16 protein-coding genes and 1 pseudogene are annotated in these 18,876 nt (G+C 70.7%); 13 read left to right on the top strand and 4 right to left on the bottom strand.

Going from position 1 to position 18,876, the window contains the following annotated elements:
* Positions 1-61 precede the first annotated feature (61 nt).
* From AV521_RS39145 to AV521_RS39130, 4 genes are all read left to right on the top strand, one after another.
* A complete protein-coding gene (locus tag AV521_RS39145) occupies positions 62-1,243 on the top strand; it encodes a cytochrome P450 (RefSeq protein WP_076095757.1) in 1,182 nt (393 codons plus the stop codon).
* Positions 1,244-1,380: 137 nt separating this feature from the next.
* Positions 1,381-2,343, top strand: coding sequence for a diacylglycerol kinase family protein (locus tag AV521_RS39140; RefSeq protein WP_076095755.1), 963 nt, complete (start codon positions 1,381-1,383; stop codon positions 2,341-2,343).
* 51 nt (positions 2,344-2,394) lie between these two features.
* Positions 2,395-2,763 carry a nuclear transport factor 2 family protein gene (locus AV521_RS39135; RefSeq protein ID WP_076095753.1) on the top strand — a complete coding sequence of 123 codons (369 nt, stop codon included), beginning with the start codon at positions 2,395-2,397 and terminating at the stop codon, positions 2,761-2,763.
* 96 nt (positions 2,764-2,859) lie between these two features.
* Entirely contained in the window at positions 2,860-4,428 is a 1,569-nt protein-coding gene (locus tag AV521_RS39130) for an MmgE/PrpD family protein (RefSeq protein WP_079249624.1), read from the top strand.
* 45 nt (positions 4,429-4,473) lie between these two features.
* On the opposite strand, the gene AV521_RS39125 is transcribed toward AV521_RS39130, so the two are convergent.
* Entirely contained in the window at positions 4,474-5,271 is a 798-nt protein-coding gene (locus AV521_RS39125) for a GntR family transcriptional regulator (RefSeq protein WP_076095751.1), read from the bottom strand.
* Positions 5,272-5,595: 324 nt separating this feature from the next.
* Between AV521_RS39125 and AV521_RS39120 the strand changes: the two genes are divergently transcribed.
* From AV521_RS39120 to AV521_RS39080, 9 genes and pseudogenes are all read left to right on the top strand, one after another.
* Positions 5,596-6,864, top strand: coding sequence for an extracellular solute-binding protein (locus AV521_RS39120; protein ID WP_076095749.1), 1,269 nt, complete (start codon positions 5,596-5,598; stop codon positions 6,862-6,864).
* A 99-nt stretch (positions 6,865-6,963) separates the two neighbouring features.
* Entirely contained in the window at positions 6,964-7,962 is a 999-nt protein-coding gene (locus AV521_RS39115) for a carbohydrate ABC transporter permease (protein ID WP_076095747.1), read from the top strand.
* Entirely contained in the window at positions 7,959-8,789 is an 831-nt protein-coding gene (locus AV521_RS39110; protein ID WP_076095745.1) for a carbohydrate ABC transporter permease, read from the top strand. Before AV521_RS39115 ends, AV521_RS39110 begins: the two co-directional genes overlap by 4 nt.
* Before the next feature lie 7 nt (positions 8,790-8,796).
* On the top strand, positions 8,797-10,305 hold the full coding sequence (locus AV521_RS39105) for a glycoside hydrolase family 3 protein (RefSeq protein WP_076095743.1): 1,509 nt from the start codon (positions 8,797-8,799) through the stop codon (positions 10,303-10,305).
* A 95-nt stretch (positions 10,306-10,400) separates the two neighbouring features.
* Positions 10,401-11,434: pseudogene (locus tag AV521_RS39100) on the top strand (phytanoyl-CoA dioxygenase family protein).
* On the top strand, positions 11,431-12,720 hold the full coding sequence (locus tag AV521_RS39095; RefSeq protein ID WP_076095741.1) for a DUF6271 family protein: 1,290 nt from the start codon (positions 11,431-11,433) through the stop codon (positions 12,718-12,720). The pseudogene AV521_RS39100 and the gene AV521_RS39095 overlap by 4 nt, the downstream one beginning before the upstream one ends.
* Positions 12,717-13,958, top strand: a complete 1,242-nt coding sequence (locus tag AV521_RS39090) for a type III PLP-dependent enzyme (protein ID WP_076095740.1) — start codon at positions 12,717-12,719, stop codon at positions 13,956-13,958. Before AV521_RS39095 ends, AV521_RS39090 begins: the two co-directional genes overlap by 4 nt.
* 1 nt (position 13,959) lies before the next feature.
* Positions 13,960-14,463, top strand: a complete 504-nt coding sequence (locus AV521_RS39085; protein ID WP_076095738.1) for a GNAT family N-acetyltransferase — start codon at positions 13,960-13,962, stop codon at positions 14,461-14,463.
* Complete coding sequence (locus tag AV521_RS39080; RefSeq protein WP_076095809.1) at positions 14,463-15,659, top strand: MFS transporter; 1,197 nt, start codon at positions 14,463-14,465, stop codon at positions 15,657-15,659. The genes AV521_RS39085 and AV521_RS39080 overlap by 1 nt, the downstream gene beginning before the upstream one ends.
* On the opposite strand, the gene AV521_RS39075 is transcribed toward AV521_RS39080, so the two are convergent.
* From AV521_RS39075 to AV521_RS39070, 3 genes are all read right to left on the bottom strand, one after another.
* Positions 15,633-16,517: a squalene/phytoene synthase family protein gene (locus AV521_RS39075; protein WP_076095736.1), complete on the bottom strand. Its 885-nt coding sequence runs from the start codon at positions 16,515-16,517 to the stop codon at positions 15,633-15,635. The genes AV521_RS39080 and AV521_RS39075 overlap by 27 nt on opposite strands.
* Before the next feature lie 30 nt (positions 16,518-16,547).
* Positions 16,548-16,724: a cold-shock protein gene (locus AV521_RS49740; RefSeq protein WP_179023728.1), complete on the bottom strand. Its 177-nt coding sequence runs from the start codon at positions 16,722-16,724 to the stop codon at positions 16,548-16,550.
* 272 nt (positions 16,725-16,996) lie between these two features.
* Entirely contained in the window at positions 16,997-18,526 is a 1,530-nt protein-coding gene (locus AV521_RS39070) for a UDP-N-acetylglucosamine 1-carboxyvinyltransferase (RefSeq protein ID WP_076095734.1), read from the bottom strand.
* Positions 18,527-18,876: the final 350 nt, after the last annotated feature.

Raw genomic sequence — 18,876 nt, 5'->3', positions numbered from 1 at the left:
CGGGCACGCGAAAGGAACTCCGCGTGCCCGTCAGCCATGCAACAAAAAAACGGAGGAACCCATGCCGCAACTCCCCGCCTGGCCCATGCCCCGCTCCTGCCCCTACGCACCCCCCGACGCCTACGCGGAACTGAGAGACCGGCCCCCGCTGAGAGTACGCATCCGCGGCGGCGAGGCCTGGCTGGTCACCCGCCACGCGGACGTACGCCAGGTCCTCAACGACGACCGCTTCAGCGCCGACGACCAGCAGCCCGGTTTCCCGATAAGGATCCAGCTGCCCCCCGAACCCGGCGTGATGTCCTTCAGCCGCATGGACGACCCGGAACACGGCCGGCTGCGCCGCATGGCGATGACCGAGTTCACCGCCCGCCGCACCCGCGCCCTGCGCCCCGAGGTCGAACTCCTCGTGACGCAACTGCTGGACGAGCTGGAGACGGGCCCCCGCCCCGTCGACCTGGTCGCGAACTTCGCCGTCCGGCTCCCCGCCCTGGTGATCGCCCGGATGCTCGGCGTACCGGAGGAGGACGAGGCGGACTTCACCGAGCAGAGCCGGGTGATCCTCTCCCAGGAGGCCGGCCCGGAGGAGACATACGCGGCCTTCCTCACGATGTCGCGGTTCCTGGACCGGCTCGCCGCCCGGCGCACCGCGGAGCCGCAGGACGACCTGATCAGCCGGCTGGCCACCCGCTACGTGGCGAGCGGCGAACTGAGCCACGAGGAACTCGTGGCCATGGCCAGGTTCATCCTCGTGGCCGGGCACGAGACCACGGCCCACCAGATCAGCCTCAGCGTCCTCAGTCTGCTGCGCGATGCGGACCAGCTGGCCGAACTCCGCGCAGAACCGGCCTTGTTCAGGCCCGCTGTCGAGGAGCTGCTGCGCTACTGGTCCATCTCGCAGGACAACCAGGTACGCGCCGCCGTGGACGACGTCGAGCTGAGCGGGGCGCGGATCCGCGAGGGGGACGGCGTGATCGTCGCGATTCCCGCCGCCAACCACGACGAGTCGGTCTACCCGGGCGCCGCCCGCCTCGACATCCACCGCAACGCCTCCGGCCACCTCGCCTTCGGCTTCGGCGCCCATCTGTGCCCCGGCGCCTCGCTGGCCCGCCTGGAGCTGGAGGTGTGCCTGAGCGCCCTCTTCGCCCGCTTCCCCACGCTGCGCCTGGCCGTGCCGCCGGAGGAGGTCCGCTTCCGCCGGAACACGATCGTGTACGGCCTGGAGGAGCTGCCGGTCACCTGGTGACCCCACCGCGCTGCCCGGGGCAGGGCGTCAGCGCCGTGTCAGCGCCTCCCGGCACAGTGGGGAACGCCGCGGCACCGGGAAGCACGGGACAGCCCCGGTCGCCCCGGTGCCGTCCGACGAGAAGGAGTACGCCCGCCATGGCAGACACCGCAGCCCCGGCTCCCACCCGGGCCCTCGTCCTGGCCAACCCGGCCTCCGGTAGCCACTCACCGCAACTGGTCGAGGAAGTACGGCAGTTGTGCGTCTCCTGTCTGGAGCACACCGAGGTGCACCGCACCACCGGTCCGGGCGACGCCACGGTCGCGGTGCGCCGGGCCCTGCAACGGCCCGCCGGGGCGTCCCCCGGAGCACCCGATCTGGTCGTCGTCATCGGCGGGGACGGCACCGTCCGGGAGGCCGTACAGGGCCTGGTGCCCGTCACCGGGAACGCCACCCTCGCGGTGGTGCCCGGCGGCACCGGCAACTCCGGCTACAAGATGCTGTGGGGCGACCGCCCCTGGAGCGAGTCCCTGAAGGCGATCCTGACCGACTACGGCATCGGCGGCAGCGCCCGGCTGCGCCGCCTGGACCTGGCCCGCCTCGCCGAGACCCGCAACCACGTGTATCTGGGGGCCTGTTCGGGTGTGATCGCCGACGCGCTGCTCACCGCCCGGGACCTGCCGCTGACCGGGCGGGAGCGCTACGCCCGCGCCTTCGCCGACACGGCCGCCGGCTACCCGCCGTACCCGGGCCGGGTCACCGTCGACGGCCGCGTGGTGCACGAGGGCCCCACGGTCCTCGCCAACGTCGGCGGCGGGCGCTACCGCGGCGGCCGGTTCCTGGTCCTGCCCGACTCGCTGCTCGACGACGGACTGCTCGACGTCTGTGTGATCGGCGGCGCCGTCCCGGCGGCCGAGGTACCCGAACTGACCCTCACCGCACGGCACATGGACCACCCGGCGACCGTCTACGCCCGCGGGCGCACGATCACCGTCGAGCGCACCGACGGCCGCCGCCTCCCGCTGGAACACGACGGCGAGTACCAGCACGGCATCGGCGCCACCGCCACCTTCGAGGTGCTCCCCGGAGCCCTGCCGGTATGGGCGCCCGCCACCCCCTGAACCACCTGTCCGAAGAACCGAAGAAGCACGTCACCTGAGGAGATCGCCCGCATGAGCGACCTGACCACCACCGTCACCCGCTACCTCGACATCTGGAACGAGGCCGACGCCGACAAGCGCGCCGCGGCCATCGCCGAGCTGTTCACCGCCGACGCCCCGTACATCGACCCGCTCGTCGCGGTCGAGGGCCACGAGGGCTTCGGAGCCGTGGTGGCCGGCGCCCGCGACCAGTTCAAGGGCCTCGGCTTCGAGCTGCACGGCACCGTCGACGCCCACCACCAGCAGGCCCGCTTCCAGTGGGGCCTGGTGACGGAGCCGGGCGCCGAACCGGTCGCCATCGGCTTCGACGTCCTCGTCACCGACGAGGAGGGCAGGATCAAGGCCGTCTACGGCTTCCTGGACAAGGTCCCGGCCGCGTAACACCGCCCACGCACCCGCGGGAGCACCGGACGCGACGGTGCTCCCGCGGCCGCGTTCCCCTGGACGTCCAGCCGCACGCACGGAAGGTGTACCGCCATGACCGCCGTCCTAGCGGAGAGCGTCGCCCGGGCGCTGTGCGCCGACTGGGCCGAGCAGGCCCGCACCCCGCCCCGGGCCGCCCGCGGCCGCACCCCCGCCGACACCCCGCTGCGGGAACTCTCGCACTGGGCCGCGACCCTGCGCCCGCAGGACATCCCGTGCCGGGTGCTGAAGCTCGCCGCGAGCCAGGTGCTGTCGCAGATCTCCTCCATCCGCGCCGGCCTCCAACACCCGCTCGGCAGACGGCTGGTGGCTGCCTTCGGGCACCCCATGCAGCGCGATCCACGGCAGGCGGCCGGCGTCTTCGCCGCGCTCGGCTCCTGGCTCAACCTGGACGACACCGCGTACGCCGGACACCTGTCGAACTCCACGGTCGCCGTCCCGCTCGCCTTCGCCTACGCCCGTCAGCTGGACGGGCTCTCGCTGCTCACCGCGGTGGTCGCGGCCAACGAGTGCGCGGCCCGGATCACCGCCTCCGCCACCCTCGGACCCCTGCGCGGCCAGAGCGCCGTACACACCCATCTGGCCGGCGCGGTGGCCGGCCGGCTGCACTGCGACCGGGCTCCGGCGACCCTGTTCGAGAACGCCTTCGGGCTGGCCTTCGCGATGCCCAACTGGCCGCTGATGCGGGCCTTCCTGGCCAGCGACGCCCGGCTGTTCAACACCTTCACCCCGGTGCGCACCGCGATGGACGCCTGCGACGCCGCGTACGCGGGGCTGCGCGGGGCGCCGGACATCATGGAGCACAGCGACGGCTTCCTGGCCCGCTTCGCGACCGTGCCGCTGCCCCAGGCGGTGGCCAAGGGGCTCGGCCGCCGCTGGCACACGGACACCCTGTCCTTCAAGATGCACCCGGGCGGCCCCGGCATCGACGCGGCCGTCGACTGCGCGGCCGAGATCCACCGGGAACTCGGCGCCGTACGGCCGCGCGACGTGGCCGAGGTGGTGGTCGAGGCGTCCCTGTACACACTGTTCGCGGGGGAGCGGGCCGCCCGGTACGTGACCGGCCCCGGCTCCCCGCTGGGCGCGCTGGTCCTGGACGTGCCCTACCCGGTCGCCACCACCCTGCTCACCGGCGGATTCGGCGTGGACGACTTCTCCCCGCCGTATCTGGACGACCCCGACCGCTGGGCGCTGGCCAAGCGGATCCGGCTGGAGCACGACACGGAGATGACCCGCGAACTCTTCCTGTCCGACGCGCCGTTCGGGGAAGCGGTGCGCGAGGCGGGGGAGCGGGCCGTGCCGTGGCTGCGCGGCTTCGGCGGCGACGAACTGGTGGATCTGGTGGGCGTGCTGGAGAGCGACGGCCGGGATTTCTCCCGGTCCACGAAGGCGACCGGCGCCCGGGTCACGGTACGGCTGACGGACGGCCGTACGGTCTCGCGCACCCGGCTGATCCCGGTCGGCGCCGCAGGTCCGGAGACCCGGGCCGGCCATGCCGAGCTGGTGCGGGAGAAGTTCCTGTCGGTGGGCGGCGCCCAGGAGGTCGCCGACACCGTGGACCGGCTGCACCGGATGCGTCCGCACGCGGTACGCCGCTGGGTCGAGACGGCGTTCCTGGACTGAGGGAACGGCCACGGCACCTCGACGGCCGACGGCACCACCGTCACTTCACCAGGACCCGCCGGCCCGCCGTACCACCGCTCCCTCCACCGGCCGGCGCAGCGCCGCCACGAACTTGTACCGCGACCCCCGGTACACCGACCGCACCCACTCCACCGGTGTCCCCTCGGCGTCCCGCGAATGCCGGGACAGCAACAGCATCGGCAACCCCACGTCCGTGGCGAGCAACTGCGCCTCGCGCGGGGTCGACAGCGAGGTCTCGATGGTCTCGTCGGCCTCCGCGAGATGGACGCCGTACACCTCGGCGAGCGCGGTGTAGAGCGAGGGGTACGTGGTCAGGGAGGCGCGCAGACCGGGAAAGCGGCGCACGGAGAGATGGGTGGTCTCGATCGCCATGGGGTCGCCGCTGGCCAGCCGCAGCCGCTCGATGCGCAGCACCCGTTCGCCGATCCCGATGCCGAGCAGGCCCGCGAGCCGCTCGTCGGCCGGTACCTCCCCGATGTCCAGCACCTGTGAGGCGGGCGTGAGTCCCTGCGCCCGCATGTCCTCGGTGTGCGAGGTGAGCTGGAGCGTGCGGTACAGCTTGGGCTGGGCGACGAAGGTGCCCTTGCCCTGGATCCGGTCGAGGCGGCCCTCGCCGACCAGTTCCTGCAGCGCCTGCCGGACGGTGGTCCGTGAGGTGTCGAAGCGGACGGCGAGCAGCCGCTCGGCCGGCATGGCCGAGCCGGGCTGCAGTTCCTCGGCCATGGCGAGCAGCCGCTGTTTGATCCGGTAGTACTTCGGCACGCGCGCGGTGCGGCCGGACGCCCCTCTGTGCGGCTGGGCGCTGCTGACGTCGGTGGTCATGCCTGCCTTCCCGGCTGTGTCGACGGTCTCCCGTTATAGCGACCAACTGCCCTATGGTCTAGTCCAACTCGCTACCGCCGGCGCGGTCCAGCCGGATGCCCGGGCGAAAGGGGAGGATCCGGACGGACGCACTCCGGTGACGTTCTCGTAACGGCCGGAATCGCCTTCCGGGGCCACCCTTGACACCCCGAAAGGTCTAGGCCAAGCTCCACCGTACTGGTCTACACCATTAGTGGCCAGGTCCCGAGCCCTACGTGCAACAGCGTCGTACGCAGGTCACCGCCGAGGGCGTGGGGGGTTAGAGGCATCCCTGAGGAGGGTGGCGTGAAGCGCAAGCTCGCTGCCGCGATCGTGATCGCGGGCATGATGGTCTCCGTTGCGGCGTGTGGCGGAAACAGCGGCAAGGACGCGGGACCGGGCAGCTGGAAGGGCCAGACGCTGACGGTCTGGACCATGGACGGCTCCGCGCCGCCACAGTGGACCAAGGACGTCCAGGCCGCCTTCGAGAAGAAGACCGGCGCGAAGGTCAAGTTCGAGATCCAGAAGTGGGACGGGATCCAGCAGAAGATCACCACCGCCCTCTCCGAGGACAACCCGCCGGACGTCCTGGAGGTCGGCAACACCCAGACCCCCGCCTACGCGGCCACCGGCGGTCTCGCCGACCTCGCCGACGTCAAGAAGGAGACCGGTGCCGACTGGACTCCGTCGGTCTCCCAGTCCTCCGTGTTCGAGGGCAAGCAGTACGCCGCCCCCTGGTACTTCGCCAACCGCGTCGTCATCTACAACAAGGCGATCTGGGCGAAGGCCGGCATCACGTCCACCCCGAAGACCCGCGACGAGTTCTTCAAGGACCTCGACACCATCGGCAAGAAGACCGACGCCGAGCCGCTCTATCTGCCGGGCCAGAACTGGTACTTCCTCGACGGCCTGATCATCGGCCAGGGCGGCGAGCTGGTGAAGAAGCAGGGCGGCAAGTACGTCTCCAGCCTCGCCGACCCGAAGGTCTCCGCCGCCATGGAGATCTACAAGAAGTACGCCTCCTACTCCAAGGCCCCCAAGGACAAGGACGAGGCCACCCCGCAGCAGGCCACGATCTTCGCCAAGGGCAAGACCGGCGCCATCATCGGCATGGGCTGGGAGGCCGGGACCGCCATCCAGACCAACAAGTCCATCGAGAAGGACCTCGGCTACTTCACCATCCCGGGCGCGACGGCCGACAAGCCCGAGGGCGTCTTCCTCGGCGGCTCCAACCTCGCCGTCGCCCAGAACAGCAAGAAGCAGTCCCTGGCCAAGGAGTTCCTGAAGGTCGCCCTGTCCGACCAGTACGAGGGTGAACTGGCCAAGCTCAACGGCATCGTCCCCAACAAGACGTCCCTGCAGAGCAACCTCAAGGGCAACGCCGCCGCCGAGGCCGCCGCGCCCGCCGCAGCGGGCGGCGGCACCACCCCGCTGATCCCGGAGTGGGCCGCGGTGGAGAACACCCCGAATCCGATCAAGTCCTACATGACCGCGGTGCTCACCGGCAAGGACCCGGCGGCGGCCGCCAAGGACGTCGAGGGTGAGATCAACAAGCGCCTGGCCCAGCAGAACTGATGACCCGCCGGGGGCGCCACGACGGGCGCCCCCGGCTCCGTGTCCCGTCCGCACGTACGGCACACGGAGTTCGTACGGCCACGGAAGAGATGGCAATTGATGTCAGTGCAGACCGAAGGCACGGACACGGCCGGGGAGCCCGCTGTCCGCAAGGCCCGGATACCGGGGCCGCCGCGGGGTGCGGACCGTGACTCCGGGTCCCCGTCCCGCCGCGGCGTTGCCGCCCCCTACCTGCTCCTGCTGCCCGCACTGCTGGCCACGGTGGTCCTGCTCGGCTGGCCCCTGGTCAAGAACGGCATGCTGTCGTTCCAGAACCTCAACCCGCGGCAGCTCATCCAGCACCTCACCGAGTGGAACGGCGTCGACAACTACAAGGAGGTCCTGACCGGTTCGGACTTCTGGAAGGTCGTCGAGCGCTCGGTCTTCTTCACCGCCGCCAACGTGGTCCTGATCATGGCGTTCGGCACCCTGATCGGGCTGCTGCTGGCCCGCCTCGGCAAGAAGATGCGGCTCACGCTCCTGGTGGGCCTCGTCCTCGCCTGGGCCATGCCCTACATCGCGGCCACCACCGTCTACCAGTGGCTGTTCGCCCAGCGCTTCGGCGTCGTCAACTGGGTCCTGGACAAGCTGGGTTGGCACTCCATGGCCGACTACAACTGGATGGGCAGCCAGTTCTCCACCTTCTCCGTGATCGTCCTGCTCATCGTGTGGCAGTCGGTCCCGTTCGTCGCGATCAACCTGTACGCCGCCACCACTACCATCCCCAAGGAGCTGTACGAGGCCGCCGCCCTGGACGGCGCCGGCGCCTGGCAGAGCTTCACCTCCGTGACCCTGCCCTTTCTGCGGCCGTTCCTCTACTCCACGACCTTCCTTGAGGTCATCTGGGTCTTCAAGGCGTTCCCGCAGGTCTTCGCCATCAACGAGGGCGGCCCCGACCGCCTCACCGAGACCCTGCCGATCTACGCCTATGTCGAGGGCGTCGGCAACCAGCACTTCGGAGTCGGCGCGGCGATCTCCTTCCTGACCATCCTGGCGCTGCTCGTCATCACCTCGTACTACCTGCGCATGGTGCTCAAGCAAGAGGAGGACGAGCTGTGAAGCGCTCGCTCTTCGGCCGTATCTGGCCCAACGCGACCGCCGTCATCCTCTTCGCCGGCTTCGTGTTCCCCGTCTACTGGATGTTCGCGACGGCCTTCAAGCCCACCAACGACATCATCTCCGAGAACCCGGTGTGGTTCCCGACGAACGTCACCTTCAGCCACTTCACGAGGGCGGTCCACGCCGACCACTTCTGGACGCTGGTCCTCAACTCGGTCACCGTCACGGTCTGTTCGGTGCTGGTCTCGCTCGTCATCGCCCTGTTCGCCGCGTTCGCGCTGGCGCGGATGCGGTTCCGGGGGCGACGCGGGCTCATCGTGACCTTCATGCTGGCGCAGATGGCCCCCTGGGAGGTCATGATCATCGCCATCTACATGATCGTCCGTGACAACGACATGCTCAACAGCCTGGTCCCGCTCACCGTCTTCTACACGATGATGGTGCTGCCCCTCACCATCCTGACGCTGCGCGGCTACGTCGCCGCCGTGCCGAAGGAGCTGGAGGAGTCGGCGATGGTCGACGGCTGCACCCGTATGCAGGCCTTCCGCAAGGTGATCTTCCCGCTGCTGGCGCCCGGCCTCATGGCCACCTCGCTGTTCGGGTTCATCACCGCATGGAACGAGTTCCCGCTCGTCCTGATCCTCAACAAGGACATCGAGAAGCAGACGCTGCCGCTGTGGCTGTCGCAGTTCCAGACCGCCTTCGGCGACGACTGGGGCGCCACGATGGCCGCCTCGTCCCTGTTCGCGCTGCCCATCCTGATCCTCTTCATCTTCCTGCAACGCAAGGCTGTCAGCGGTCTGACCGACGGCGCCGTGAAGGGATGACGCCCCGATGACCACACTCGCCACCACCGCGTCCGACAGCGGAGGCGCCGCGGGCGGCACCCTCACCCGCGACGCCCTCGCGGTCCTCCAGCCCGGGTTCGACGGCACCACCGCGCCCGACTGGGTGCGCCGCCGCCTCGGTGAGGGACTCGCCTCCGTCGCCCTGTTCGGCCGCAACGTCATCACCGAGGAGCAAGTCACCACGCTCACCGCGCAGTTGCGGGCCGAGCGGGAAGACCTGCTCGTCGCCATCGACGAGGAGAGCGGCGACGTCACCCGCCTCGACGTGCGCACCGGCTCCTCCTTCCCCGGCAACCACGCCCTCGGCGCCGTGGACGACCCCGACCTCACCCGCGCCGTCTCCCGCGAGCTGGGCCGGCGCCTGGCCGCCTGCGGCGTCAACTTCGACTGGGCGCCCTCCGCCGACGTCAACGCCAACCCCGACAACCCCGTCATCGGCGTCCGCTCCTTCGGCGCGAGCACCGATCTGGTCGCCCGGCACACCGCCGCCTGGGTGGAGGGCCTCCAGTCCACCGGCGTAGCGGCCTGCACCAAGCACTTCCCGGGCCACGGCGACACCAACGTCGACTCCCACCACGCCGTACCCCGCATCGACGTCGACGCCGACACCCTCTACGCCCGCGAACTCCCGCCGTTCCGTGCGGCCATCGCCGTCGGCACCCGGGCGATCATGAGCGCGCACATCCTCGTGCCCGCCCTCGACCCGGACCGCCCCGGCACCCTGTCCCGCCGCATCCTCACCGAGCTGCTGCGTGACGAACTCGGCTACCAGGGCCTGATCGTCACCGACGGCATGGAGATGCGCGCGATCTCCGGCACCTACGGCCTGGCGAACGGCGTGGTCCTCGCGATCGCGGCCGGCGCCGACGCCATCTGCGTCGGTGGCGGACTGTGCGACGAGGGTACGGTCCTGGGGCTCAGGGACGCGCTCGTGGCCGCCGTACGCTCCGGCGAACTGCCCGAGGAACGGCTCGCCGACGCGGCTGCCCGGGTGCGCGACCTGGCCCGCTGGACCGCCCAGGCGCACAGCGGGGTGGACACCGAGCCGCAGCCGGAGATCGGCCTGGTCGCGGCCCGCCGCGCGCTGCGGGTGACCCGGTCCGGCGCCGCCGCACCGCTCACCGCACCGGTCCATGTCGCCCAGTTCGAGCCGGCCCGCAACATCGCCGTCGGCGACCAGACCCCTTGGGGCGTCGCCGCCGAGCTGGAGCGGCTGCTGCCCGGCACCGAATCCGCCTCCTTCTCCGGCGAGGGAGCCGGTGAAGCGGCACTCGCCGCCTTGCGGGGCCGCCGGATCGTCGCCGTGGTCCGCGACGAGCACCGGCACCCCTGGATGGGCGCCGCCCTCGACACCCTGCTCACCGCCCGCCCCGACACCGTCGTCGTGGAGATGGGCCTGCCGCAGGCCGCCCCGCGCGGCGCCCTGCACATCGCCACCTACGGCGCCGCCCGAGTCTGCTCGGTGGCGGCCGCCGAGGCGGTCGTAGCGGGCTGACCCACGGGCCCATCGGCCGCCCGCCGGCGCGGGCGGCCCACTCGACCTTGCTCTTTTCCCGGATCCCAACCGCCCTTGTGTTCCAGAGGAATCGCATGCAAACGCCCCACCCCTTCCTCCACCGAGCCGCCTCCACACGCCCCTACTTCAGCGCCGACGGCGAGACCTACCTCGCCCCGCCCCCCTGCGCGACCTCGCGAAGTCCCACCCCCTGCGGGTGCTGTCCGAAGCGGACTTCGCCTTCTGGCAGACATACGGCTACGTCGTCGTCCGTGAGGCCATAACCCCAGGCGAGGCCAAGCAACTCCTCGACTTCGCCTGGCAGTTCCAGGGCCTCGACCCGGACCGCCCCGAAACCTGGTACGAGGAGCCGGAGTTCCGCTCCGAACTCGACCAGCACCTGTTCATCTACGGCTTCGTCGAGGCCTACCATCACCAGCTCCTCTGGGACAGCCGCCAGACGCAGCGGGTCTACGACGCCTTCGTGGACGTCTGGGACTGCGAGGAGCTGTGGGTCACCCTGGACCGGCTCAACCTCAACCCGCCCAACATACGCACCCGTTCCCGCTCCCTGATCGAACCCACCGACGACGGCTTCGACATCGAACTGCACTGGGACGTCGACACCACTCTCGCCGTCCTGCCGCAGCGCGTGCAGGGCATCATCGCCCTGGGCGACACCCGGCCCGAGCTCGGCGGCTTCCAGTGCGCGCCGGAGCTCTTCCGCCGCTTCGAGGAGTGGCGCGTGACCCAGCCGTCCGGCCGCGACCCCGTCCGGCCCGGCACCGACCGGGCCGAATTCCCGGTGATCCGCCCCGACCTCCAGGCCGGCGACCTGCTCATCTTCAACGGGCTGCTGGCGCACGGCGTCGCACCGAACCTCTCTGACAACGGTGTCCGAGCCGTCCAGTACCTGTCGATGATGCCCGCCCTGGAGGAGCACACCGCCCTGCGCGACTCCCGCGTCGAATCCTGGCGCACCCTCGCCACCCCCGAGTGGAACGCCACCCTCCTCGGCGACGCCCGTGAGCCCGAGGCCGACCGCTACGGCCCCGCCACGCTCACCCCACTCGGCCGGAGACTGCTCGGACTGGACTCCTGGGCCGCCATCGCGGAAGAGGCACAGTGAACCGCATCTGCCTCTGCCTGCCCACCAACCGGGCCTGCTCCGCCGCCATCGCCGCCCTCCACGCCGAGGCCGCCTATGCCACCGACCGCTTCGGCGTCGACGTCCAGCTCCTGATCCTCGATTCCTCCGACGACCGCACCCGCGGCGGACACGCCCGGACCGTCGCCGCCCTGCAACCGGTCCCGCACGTGACCGTCCACCACCTCGACGAGTACGCCCAACGCATCTTCCTGCTCCGGACGATCGAACGTGCGGGCCTGCCCGACCCCGACCGGCTGCTCCGCCTGATGCTCCCGCCCACCGTCTCCTACGGCGCCTGCACCAACCGCGCCTTCCTGCTGGCCGCCGCCCTCGGCTGCACCTCGCTGCACCGCCGGGACTCCGACAGCGCCTACCAATTCCAAGCCGGGCAACCGGTGTTCCCGGTCCACCACGAGCTGCCCCACCTCGGCCGTCCCGCCAACGAAGCGGCCGGCGCGGTCACCCGCACCGACCTCCCCCCGGAGCTGCGGCAACGCCCGGTCTCCCTCGCCGGAGCCTCCTTCATCGGTGAACTCTCCGTGGACATAGGGGAGATACAGCGGCTGGACGAGGGTGTGTACCACGACGTGGTCAGCCTGTGGGCACCCGTCGACTGGCCGGAGGAACGCAAACGGCGGCTGGTCGAGGAGTCCTTCACCGGCGCGGGCACGGCACCCTTCACCGAAGACCACTCCACCCTCACCCTGGTCGACCCCATGCGTGTCGACATGTGCAACATCGCCTTCGACCGCGCGGTGTACGAGCGGATCCCCCTGCCACCCGCCACCGACACCATCGGCAGCGACTACTTCCTCCTCCACCTGATCCACGACGCCCGCCTCCCCGGCATTCTCCACAACCGCCACATCGAGAACTTCCACACCCCCGAACGCCGTACCGGCACTGGATTCCCCGCCTATCAGCGGCGGTTCGTGAAGTTCCTGCTGTCGATGCTCTACTTCCACGACGTCTACGGCCGCATGGCCACCGAAGGCACCGGTCTGCTGGACGAGCGGCATCAGATACGGGCGGGCCGGATCGTGGAGCTCCTGAGGGAGAGCACGGCCCTGGACCGCACCGAGAACGTCTGGCGCCTGGACCGGATAGACACCGCGTACCGCAAGCTCGGCGGTCGCTACGCCGAATTCGGCGACCGACTCGCCGATGAACGAGGCCGGTTACTGGACGAGGCCGAGTCGGACATCGAGGCGTTCGCGGACTTGGCAGAGGCATGGTCCACGCTTGTCGAGGCGGCTCGGGCATGAGCGCCCCGAAGAGGCGCGGGGAACGGCGCGAGCAGCCACCACGAACCCGCACCGGACCACTCGGCGCAGCTCTCACCACAGAACTCGCCTCAGCCGACACCGACCGCATCATCTACGACCTCACCGGCATAGAGCACCAATACGACGCGCTGCTGAGTGAGTTGCCCGGAACCCACATCCGCTTCGCCCTCAAGGCCTGCCCCGTCGACGAGGTCCTGCGCACCCTCGCAGCCCGCGGCGCCGGCTTCGACGCCGCCGGCCCCGCCGAAATCACCCAAGCCCTCAACGCCGGCGCGCAGCCAACCCGCATCCACTACGGCAACACCGTCAAGTCCGACCAGGACATCGCCGAAGCCCACCGCCTGGGTGTCCGTACCTTCGCCACCGACAGCGTCGAGGACGTCACCGCCATCGCCGCGCACGCGCCCCGCGCCAGGGTGTTCTGCCGTCTCGCCACCAGCGGCGAGGGCGCGCTGTGGGGCCTGAACCGCAAGTTCGGCTGCGCTCCCGACGACGCCGTCCGTGTGCTGGCCACGGCTCGCGCGGCCGGTCTCACCCCGGCCGGCCTGTCCGTGCACGTCGGCTCCCAGCAGATGACCGCGGAGGGCTGGCAGCAGGCCCTCGACACCCTCGCCGAGACGCTGACGGCGCTGGCCGGGCGGGGGATCGTACCCGACCACGTCAACCTCGGCGGCGGCCTGCCCGCGCTCGGTTACCAGGACCGGCACGGCAACCCGCTCGACCCGCCCCTCGACAAGATCTTCACCGTGCTCCGCGAGGGCATGGACCATCTGCGCGCCCTCACCTCCGCCCCGCTCGCCTTCGTCATGGAACCCGGCCGCCATCTGGTCGCCGACCACGGCGCCGTACGCGCCCACGTCTCCCGGCTGACCCGCCGCCGCCAACCGGACGGAACCGAGGTCCACTGGCTCTACCTGAGCTGCGGCAAGTTCAACGGCCTGTACGAAATGGACCAGTTGACGCACCGGATGGTCTTCCCGGACCGCCCCGGAGCACAGGAGTACGTCTCCGCCGTCGTCGCCGGCCCCACCTGCGACAGCGACGACACCTACGGCGACGGCCGGCACCCGGTGCGCGTCCCCGCGTCCCTCACCTCCGGCGACCCGGTCTGGATCCTCTCCGCCGGCGCCTACGCCACCAGCTATATGACCCAGGGCTTCAACGGCATCCGCCCGCTGCCGTGCGTCTGCGTACGCGGCCAGGAAGGACAGCACTGACATGCGAGACCTCATACGGGCCGTCACCGAGGCCGACTGGCCCCAGGTCGCGGCCCTGGAGGCCGAGGCGTACGCGGACACCTCGCTCACCGAGGGCGAGGCCGCGCTGCGCTCCCGGGCCGCGGCGGGCACCTGCTTCGTCCTGGACCGCGACGGCCGGATCGCGGGCTATGCACTGGCCCTGCCCTACCCGAGGTTCCACTACCCCGACCTGACCCGGGCCGAGCTGACGGTCCACCGCTCCGCCAACCTCCATCTGCACGACCTCGTCATCGCTGCGCCTCTACGGCGCAGAGGGCTGGGCACCCGGCTGGTCGGCCACCTGAAGGACGCGGCCCGCAGCCGCGGCTTCGAGACCATGTCGCTGATCGCGGTCGCCGGCAAGGAACCGTTCTGGCGGGCCAACGGCTACCGCCCGCATCACGAGGCGCGGCTGCCCGCCGGTTACGGCAGCGGCGCGGTGTACATGTCGGCGCGGCTGGTCGCACTGTGGGAGGCGAGCTGATGGCCACGGCCTCCTTCCGGCGCGCCAAGTGGTCGATCGCCGCGCTCTTCTGCTTCCTCGGCTTCCAGTACGGCACCTGGGTCTCCCGCCTCCCCGCGCTCAAGACCCGGCTGGACCTGGGAGCCGGGGAGGTGGGCCTGCTGCTGATGGCCTGCGGGGCCGGCGCGGCGGCCTCCTTCCCGCTGGTCGCCGTCCTGATGCGCCGCCTCGGCTCCCGCCGGCTGTCCCTGGCCTCGGCCGGGTGCCTGATCGCCGTACTGGGGGCCCTGCCCGCCGTACCCGACTACCCGCTGGCGCTGCTGGCCGTGTGCGCGGACGGGGTCGCGGTCGGCTGCCTCAACGTGGCCATGAACGCGCAGGGAGCCGCGCTGGAGCATTCGTACGACCGCACCGCCATGTCCCAGCTGCACGCCACGTTCAGCGCGGGCCTGCTCGCCGCCGCTCTGCTCAGCTCCGGTGTGACGACGCTGACCACCTCCGTCCCGGCCCATTTCGCGCTGGCCGGCGCCCTGTTGCTGCTCCTGCTCGCGGCCGCCCGTCCCGCCCTGCTGACCCACACGGAACCGGACAGGCCCAACCAGCCACGGAGCACGGGCCGTTGGACCCTTCCCTCCTGGACGACCCTGCTCATGGGCTGCGCCATGGCCTTTGGCACGATCACGGAGGGCGCCATGAACGACTGGTCGACGCTCTATCTGAAGGACGAGGTCAAGGCGTCCGCGACGGTGGCGCCGCTGGGCATCGCGGTCGTCTCCGTGATGATGCTGCTGGCCCGCCTGCGCGCGGACCGCTGGCGCACGCGCTTCGGTGACGGCCGGGTGGTCCGGGCCGGCAGCGCGGTGGCCGCCGCCGGCCTGGCCCTCGCTCTGGCGGCCGGCGGGGTGGTCCCGACGCTGCTCGGCTTCGCCTGCGTCGGCCTCGGTGCGACCGCCGTCACCCCGTGCGTCTACGTCGCCGCGGCCGGCCACGGCTCCGACGCCCTGGCGCTGGTCGCCGCGATGGGCACCACGGGCCTGCTGGCGGGCCCCGCCCTGATCGGCTTCGTGGCGGGCGCGACGACCCTGACCCTGGGCATGACCACGGTTGCCGTGTCGGCCCTGATCGTCACGGTGACGGCGTTCTGGATCCCCTGGGCCGACCGCGTCTCCGTGACAGCCGCTCCCGGGGCTTCAGTTCCGGCGCACGAGAACGCGTAGGGCCCTGGCCGGCGGGGGGCTCACGGAACCGCGCAGCACCCCGGCGCCGCGCGCCTGCACCGCGTCCGCGGTGAGCAGTTCGATCTCGACCAGCGCGCGCACGAGCCGCCGTCCGGGAGCGGGGACCAGCGTGGGCAGCTCCCAGGCGGCCAGCAACGAGGCGCGGGCGGTGGCGACCTGGTCCGCCACCAGCGCGTCCAAGCCGCCGGAGTGGCCCGCCGCCAGGTCGGCCGCGTCGAGCGAGAAGCGTTCCAGGGTGGCCACCGGGATGCCCACGTGGCCCTCCCGCAGGTCCTCGGCGAGGTCGTTGACGAAGTCGAGCCGCTGGCTGCCGTCGAGGAACGTCCGGCACGCGGCCCGGTACCGCCGGTCGTCGTCCTCCGGTCCGAGCAGGTCCGCGACCAGCATGAAGGCGGGGAACGAGTACGCGTCCAGATAGGCCTGATAGTCGGCCTCGGTGGCGAAGCCGGCGAAGTGCAGTTCGGCCGTGGCGGTCTCCAGATAGGTCTCCACGGTCTCGCGCAGCCGAGGCCGGACGGACACGGTGTGCACGAGCGCGCGCAGCAGCGGGGTGTCACTCGTCCCGGTCTTCAACGCCTCCCGCACGCGCTGCTCCCAGTCGGTCCAGGCCGCCTCGCGCTGCGGCAGCGGCCCGGTGTCCAGGAGGTTGTCCCCGTGGTGCATCACGGCGGTCATCGCCACCACGTGCGCCAGCAACTGCCCCGGCAGCAGCAGCCTGGCGGCCACGTAGGCGGTGCGCCGGTATCTCCGCACCAGCCGGCGCTGCCGGTCGTAGTCCGCACGCAGTCCTGGATCCCGGACGCCGGCCGCGTCCAGACTCTTCGTCCACCCTCGCATGAGCCGATCGTAGGGCCGGCCCGGCGCACGTCACCGGACGGCGATCACATTGGTGGCCTTCTTGCCTACGACGTCGAAAAGCACCCGCTGCCCCTCGCGTGTGGTCTGCGTCTCCATGCCCGAGAACGGGCGCAGTTCGCCGTCCTCACCGGTGATGATGCCCACGCCGTCCGCGTCGTTGTACACGGCGATCCTTCCGAGCGGCATCGTCCAGTCCTCCGTGGCTCGGTCGTGAATCTCCTGATGTCCCCCGGTGAGCAGAGCATCACCCGCCGTGTCCGACGGTGGAAGAGGCCTGCGGCGCGTCGGCCAGTGTTTGACTGGATGTCAACCGACTTCCCGCAGACCGGGACACCGGCTCCGCGCCGCCCACGGCCGTTCGATCAGGACGAACCGATTCGGGTCGTCGGCCACGGCATGGACAAACCCCGCTCCGGCAATGCCGGGGCGGGGTCCTCTGTGCCGGACGGTCCGGGTTCCTAGATGTCCCGGAAGGTCTCGATCTGCGCTCCGATCGAGTTCAGGCGCTCGGCGAGATCCTCGTAACCCCGGTTGATGACATACACGTTGCGCAGCACCGACGTGCCCTCGGCCGCCATCATCGCCAGCAGGACGACCACGGCGGGGCGGAGGGCCGGCGGGCACATCATCTCGGCGGCGCGCCAGCGGGTCGGCCCCTCGACCAGGACGCGATGCGGATCCAGCAACTGCAGGCGGCCACCGAGGCGGTTGAGGTCCGTGAGGTAGATCGCCCGGTTGTCGTAGACCCAGTCGTGGATCAGGGTCTTGCCCTGCGCGACCGCCGCGATGGCCGCGAAGAACGGGACGTTGTCGATGTTCAGGCCCGGGAAGGGCATGGGGTGGATCTTGTCGATGGGGGCTTCGAGCTTGGAGGGGCGGACCGTGAGGTCCACCAGGCGCGTACGGCCGTTGTCCGCGCAGTACTCGGGGCTGCGGTCGTGGTCGAGGCCCATCTCCTCCAGGACCGCCAGCTCGATCTCCAGGAACTCGATCGGCACCCGGCGCACCGTCAGCTCCGACTCGGTCACCACGGCGGCGGCCAGGAGGCTCATCGCCTCGACCGGGTCCTCGGAGGGGGAGTAGTCCACGTCGACGTCGATGTTCGGCACGCCGTGCACGGTGAGCGTGGTGGTGCCGATGCCCTCGACCTTGACGCCGAGCGCCTCCAGGAAGAAGCACAGGTCCTGGACCATGTAGTTGGAGGAGGCGTTGCGGATGACCGTGACGCCGTCGTACCGGGCGGCGGCCAGCAGCGCGTTCTCGGTCACGGTGTCGCCGCGCTCCGTCAGCACGATCGGGCGGTCGGGCCGGACCGTGCGGTCGACCTGCGCGTGGTACTGGCCCTCGGTGGCCGCGATGTCCAGGCCGAAGCGGCGCAGCGCGATCATGTGCGGCTCGATGGTCCGGGTGCCGAGGTCGCAGCCACCGGCGTACGGCAGCTTGAAGGCGTCCATGCGGTGCAGCAGCGGGCCGAGGAACATGATGATCGAGCGGGTGCGTACGGCGGCGTCCGCGTCGATCGCCGCCATCTCCAGCTCGGCCGGCGGCACCAGCTCCAGGTCGACGCCGTCGTTGATCCAGCGCGTGCGCACCCCGATGGAGTTCAGCACCTCCAGCAGGCGGTACACCTCCTCGATGCGGGCCACTCGGCGCAGCACCGTGCGGCCCTTGTTGAGCAGTGAGGCGCACAGCAGCGCCACGCAGGCGTTCTTGCTGGTCTTCACGTCGATGGCGCCGGACAGCCGGCGACCGCCGACGACTCGCAGATGCATCGGCCCCGCGTACCCCAGCGACACGATCTCGCTGTCCAGGGCTTCACCGATCCGCGCGATCATCTCAAGGCTGATGTTCTGGTTCCCGCGCTCGATGCGGTTCACCGCGCTCTGACTGGTGCCGAGCGCCTCCGCGAGCTGCGTCTGTGTCCAGCCTCGGTGTTGCCGGGCGTCACGAATGAGCTTGCCGATGCGTACGAGGTAGTCGTCTGCCATGAGGCTGAGGCTATCTCAGATATGAGATGGCTCCCGTCAGGGGGGTCCATTCGAGTGACGTGACGTCAGTGACGCCTGGCGACTTACATGCAACTTTGCCCGAAAGGTCCATCTAAATCATCCAATATCGTACGAAACCTGGTACGAGATGCTGTTCGGCGCACGAGGGTCGCTGCGCGAGGATCGGCGCAACTGCCTGCGTCGGTCGCGTGTTGAGCGGACATTCATCGCCCGTTTATCAGGGTCTCCTGAGCCGCCCACGAGGAGAAGGGGGTCTGGCCCTGGTGTGTCGTCCGCGCCGCGCCCCCGCCCGCGCATGACCATTCCGCGCCCATGTACTAGAGTTATCT

Source organism: Streptomyces sp. IMTB 2501 (assembly GCF_001953885.1).
In the GTDB taxonomy this organism is placed as follows: Bacteria; Actinomycetota; Actinomycetes; order Streptomycetales; family Streptomycetaceae; genus Streptomyces.
This window is presented reverse-complemented; position numbering and strand designations above follow the sequence as displayed.

Excerpts from the sequence above, each read along its gene's own strand:
- AV521_RS39145 (WP_076095757.1), top strand. The coding sequence starts at position 62 with ATGCCGCAACTCCCCGCCTGGCCCATGCCCCGCTCCTGCCCCTACGCA.
- AV521_RS39135 (WP_076095753.1), top strand. The coding sequence starts at position 2,395 with ATGAGCGACCTGACCACCACCGTCACCCGCTACCTCGACATCTGGAAC.
- AV521_RS39125 (WP_076095751.1), bottom strand. The coding sequence starts at position 5,271 with ATGACCACCGACGTCAGCAGCGCCCAGCCGCACAGAGGGGCGTCCGGC.
- AV521_RS39105 (WP_076095743.1), top strand. The coding sequence starts at position 8,797 with ATGACCACACTCGCCACCACCGCGTCCGACAGCGGAGGCGCCGCGGGC.
- AV521_RS39130 (WP_079249624.1), top strand. The coding sequence starts at position 2,860 with ATGACCGCCGTCCTAGCGGAGAGCGTCGCCCGGGCGCTGTGCGCCGAC.
- AV521_RS39090 (WP_076095740.1), top strand. The coding sequence starts at position 12,717 with ATGAGCGCCCCGAAGAGGCGCGGGGAACGGCGCGAGCAGCCACCACGA.
- AV521_RS39115 (WP_076095747.1), top strand. The coding sequence starts at position 6,964 with ATGTCAGTGCAGACCGAAGGCACGGACACGGCCGGGGAGCCCGCTGTC.
- AV521_RS39070 (WP_076095734.1), bottom strand. The coding sequence starts at position 18,526 with ATGGCAGACGACTACCTCGTACGCATCGGCAAGCTCATTCGTGACGCC.
- AV521_RS39085 (WP_076095738.1), top strand. The coding sequence starts at position 13,960 with ATGCGAGACCTCATACGGGCCGTCACCGAGGCCGACTGGCCCCAGGTC.
- AV521_RS39075 (WP_076095736.1), bottom strand. The coding sequence starts at position 16,517 with ATGCGAGGGTGGACGAAGAGTCTGGACGCGGCCGGCGTCCGGGATCCA.
- AV521_RS39080 (WP_076095809.1), top strand. The coding sequence starts at position 14,463 with ATGGCCACGGCCTCCTTCCGGCGCGCCAAGTGGTCGATCGCCGCGCTC.
- AV521_RS39140 (WP_076095755.1), top strand. The coding sequence starts at position 1,381 with ATGGCAGACACCGCAGCCCCGGCTCCCACCCGGGCCCTCGTCCTGGCC.
- AV521_RS49740 (WP_179023728.1), bottom strand. The coding sequence starts at position 16,724 with ATGCCGCTCGGAAGGATCGCCGTGTACAACGACGCGGACGGCGTGGGC.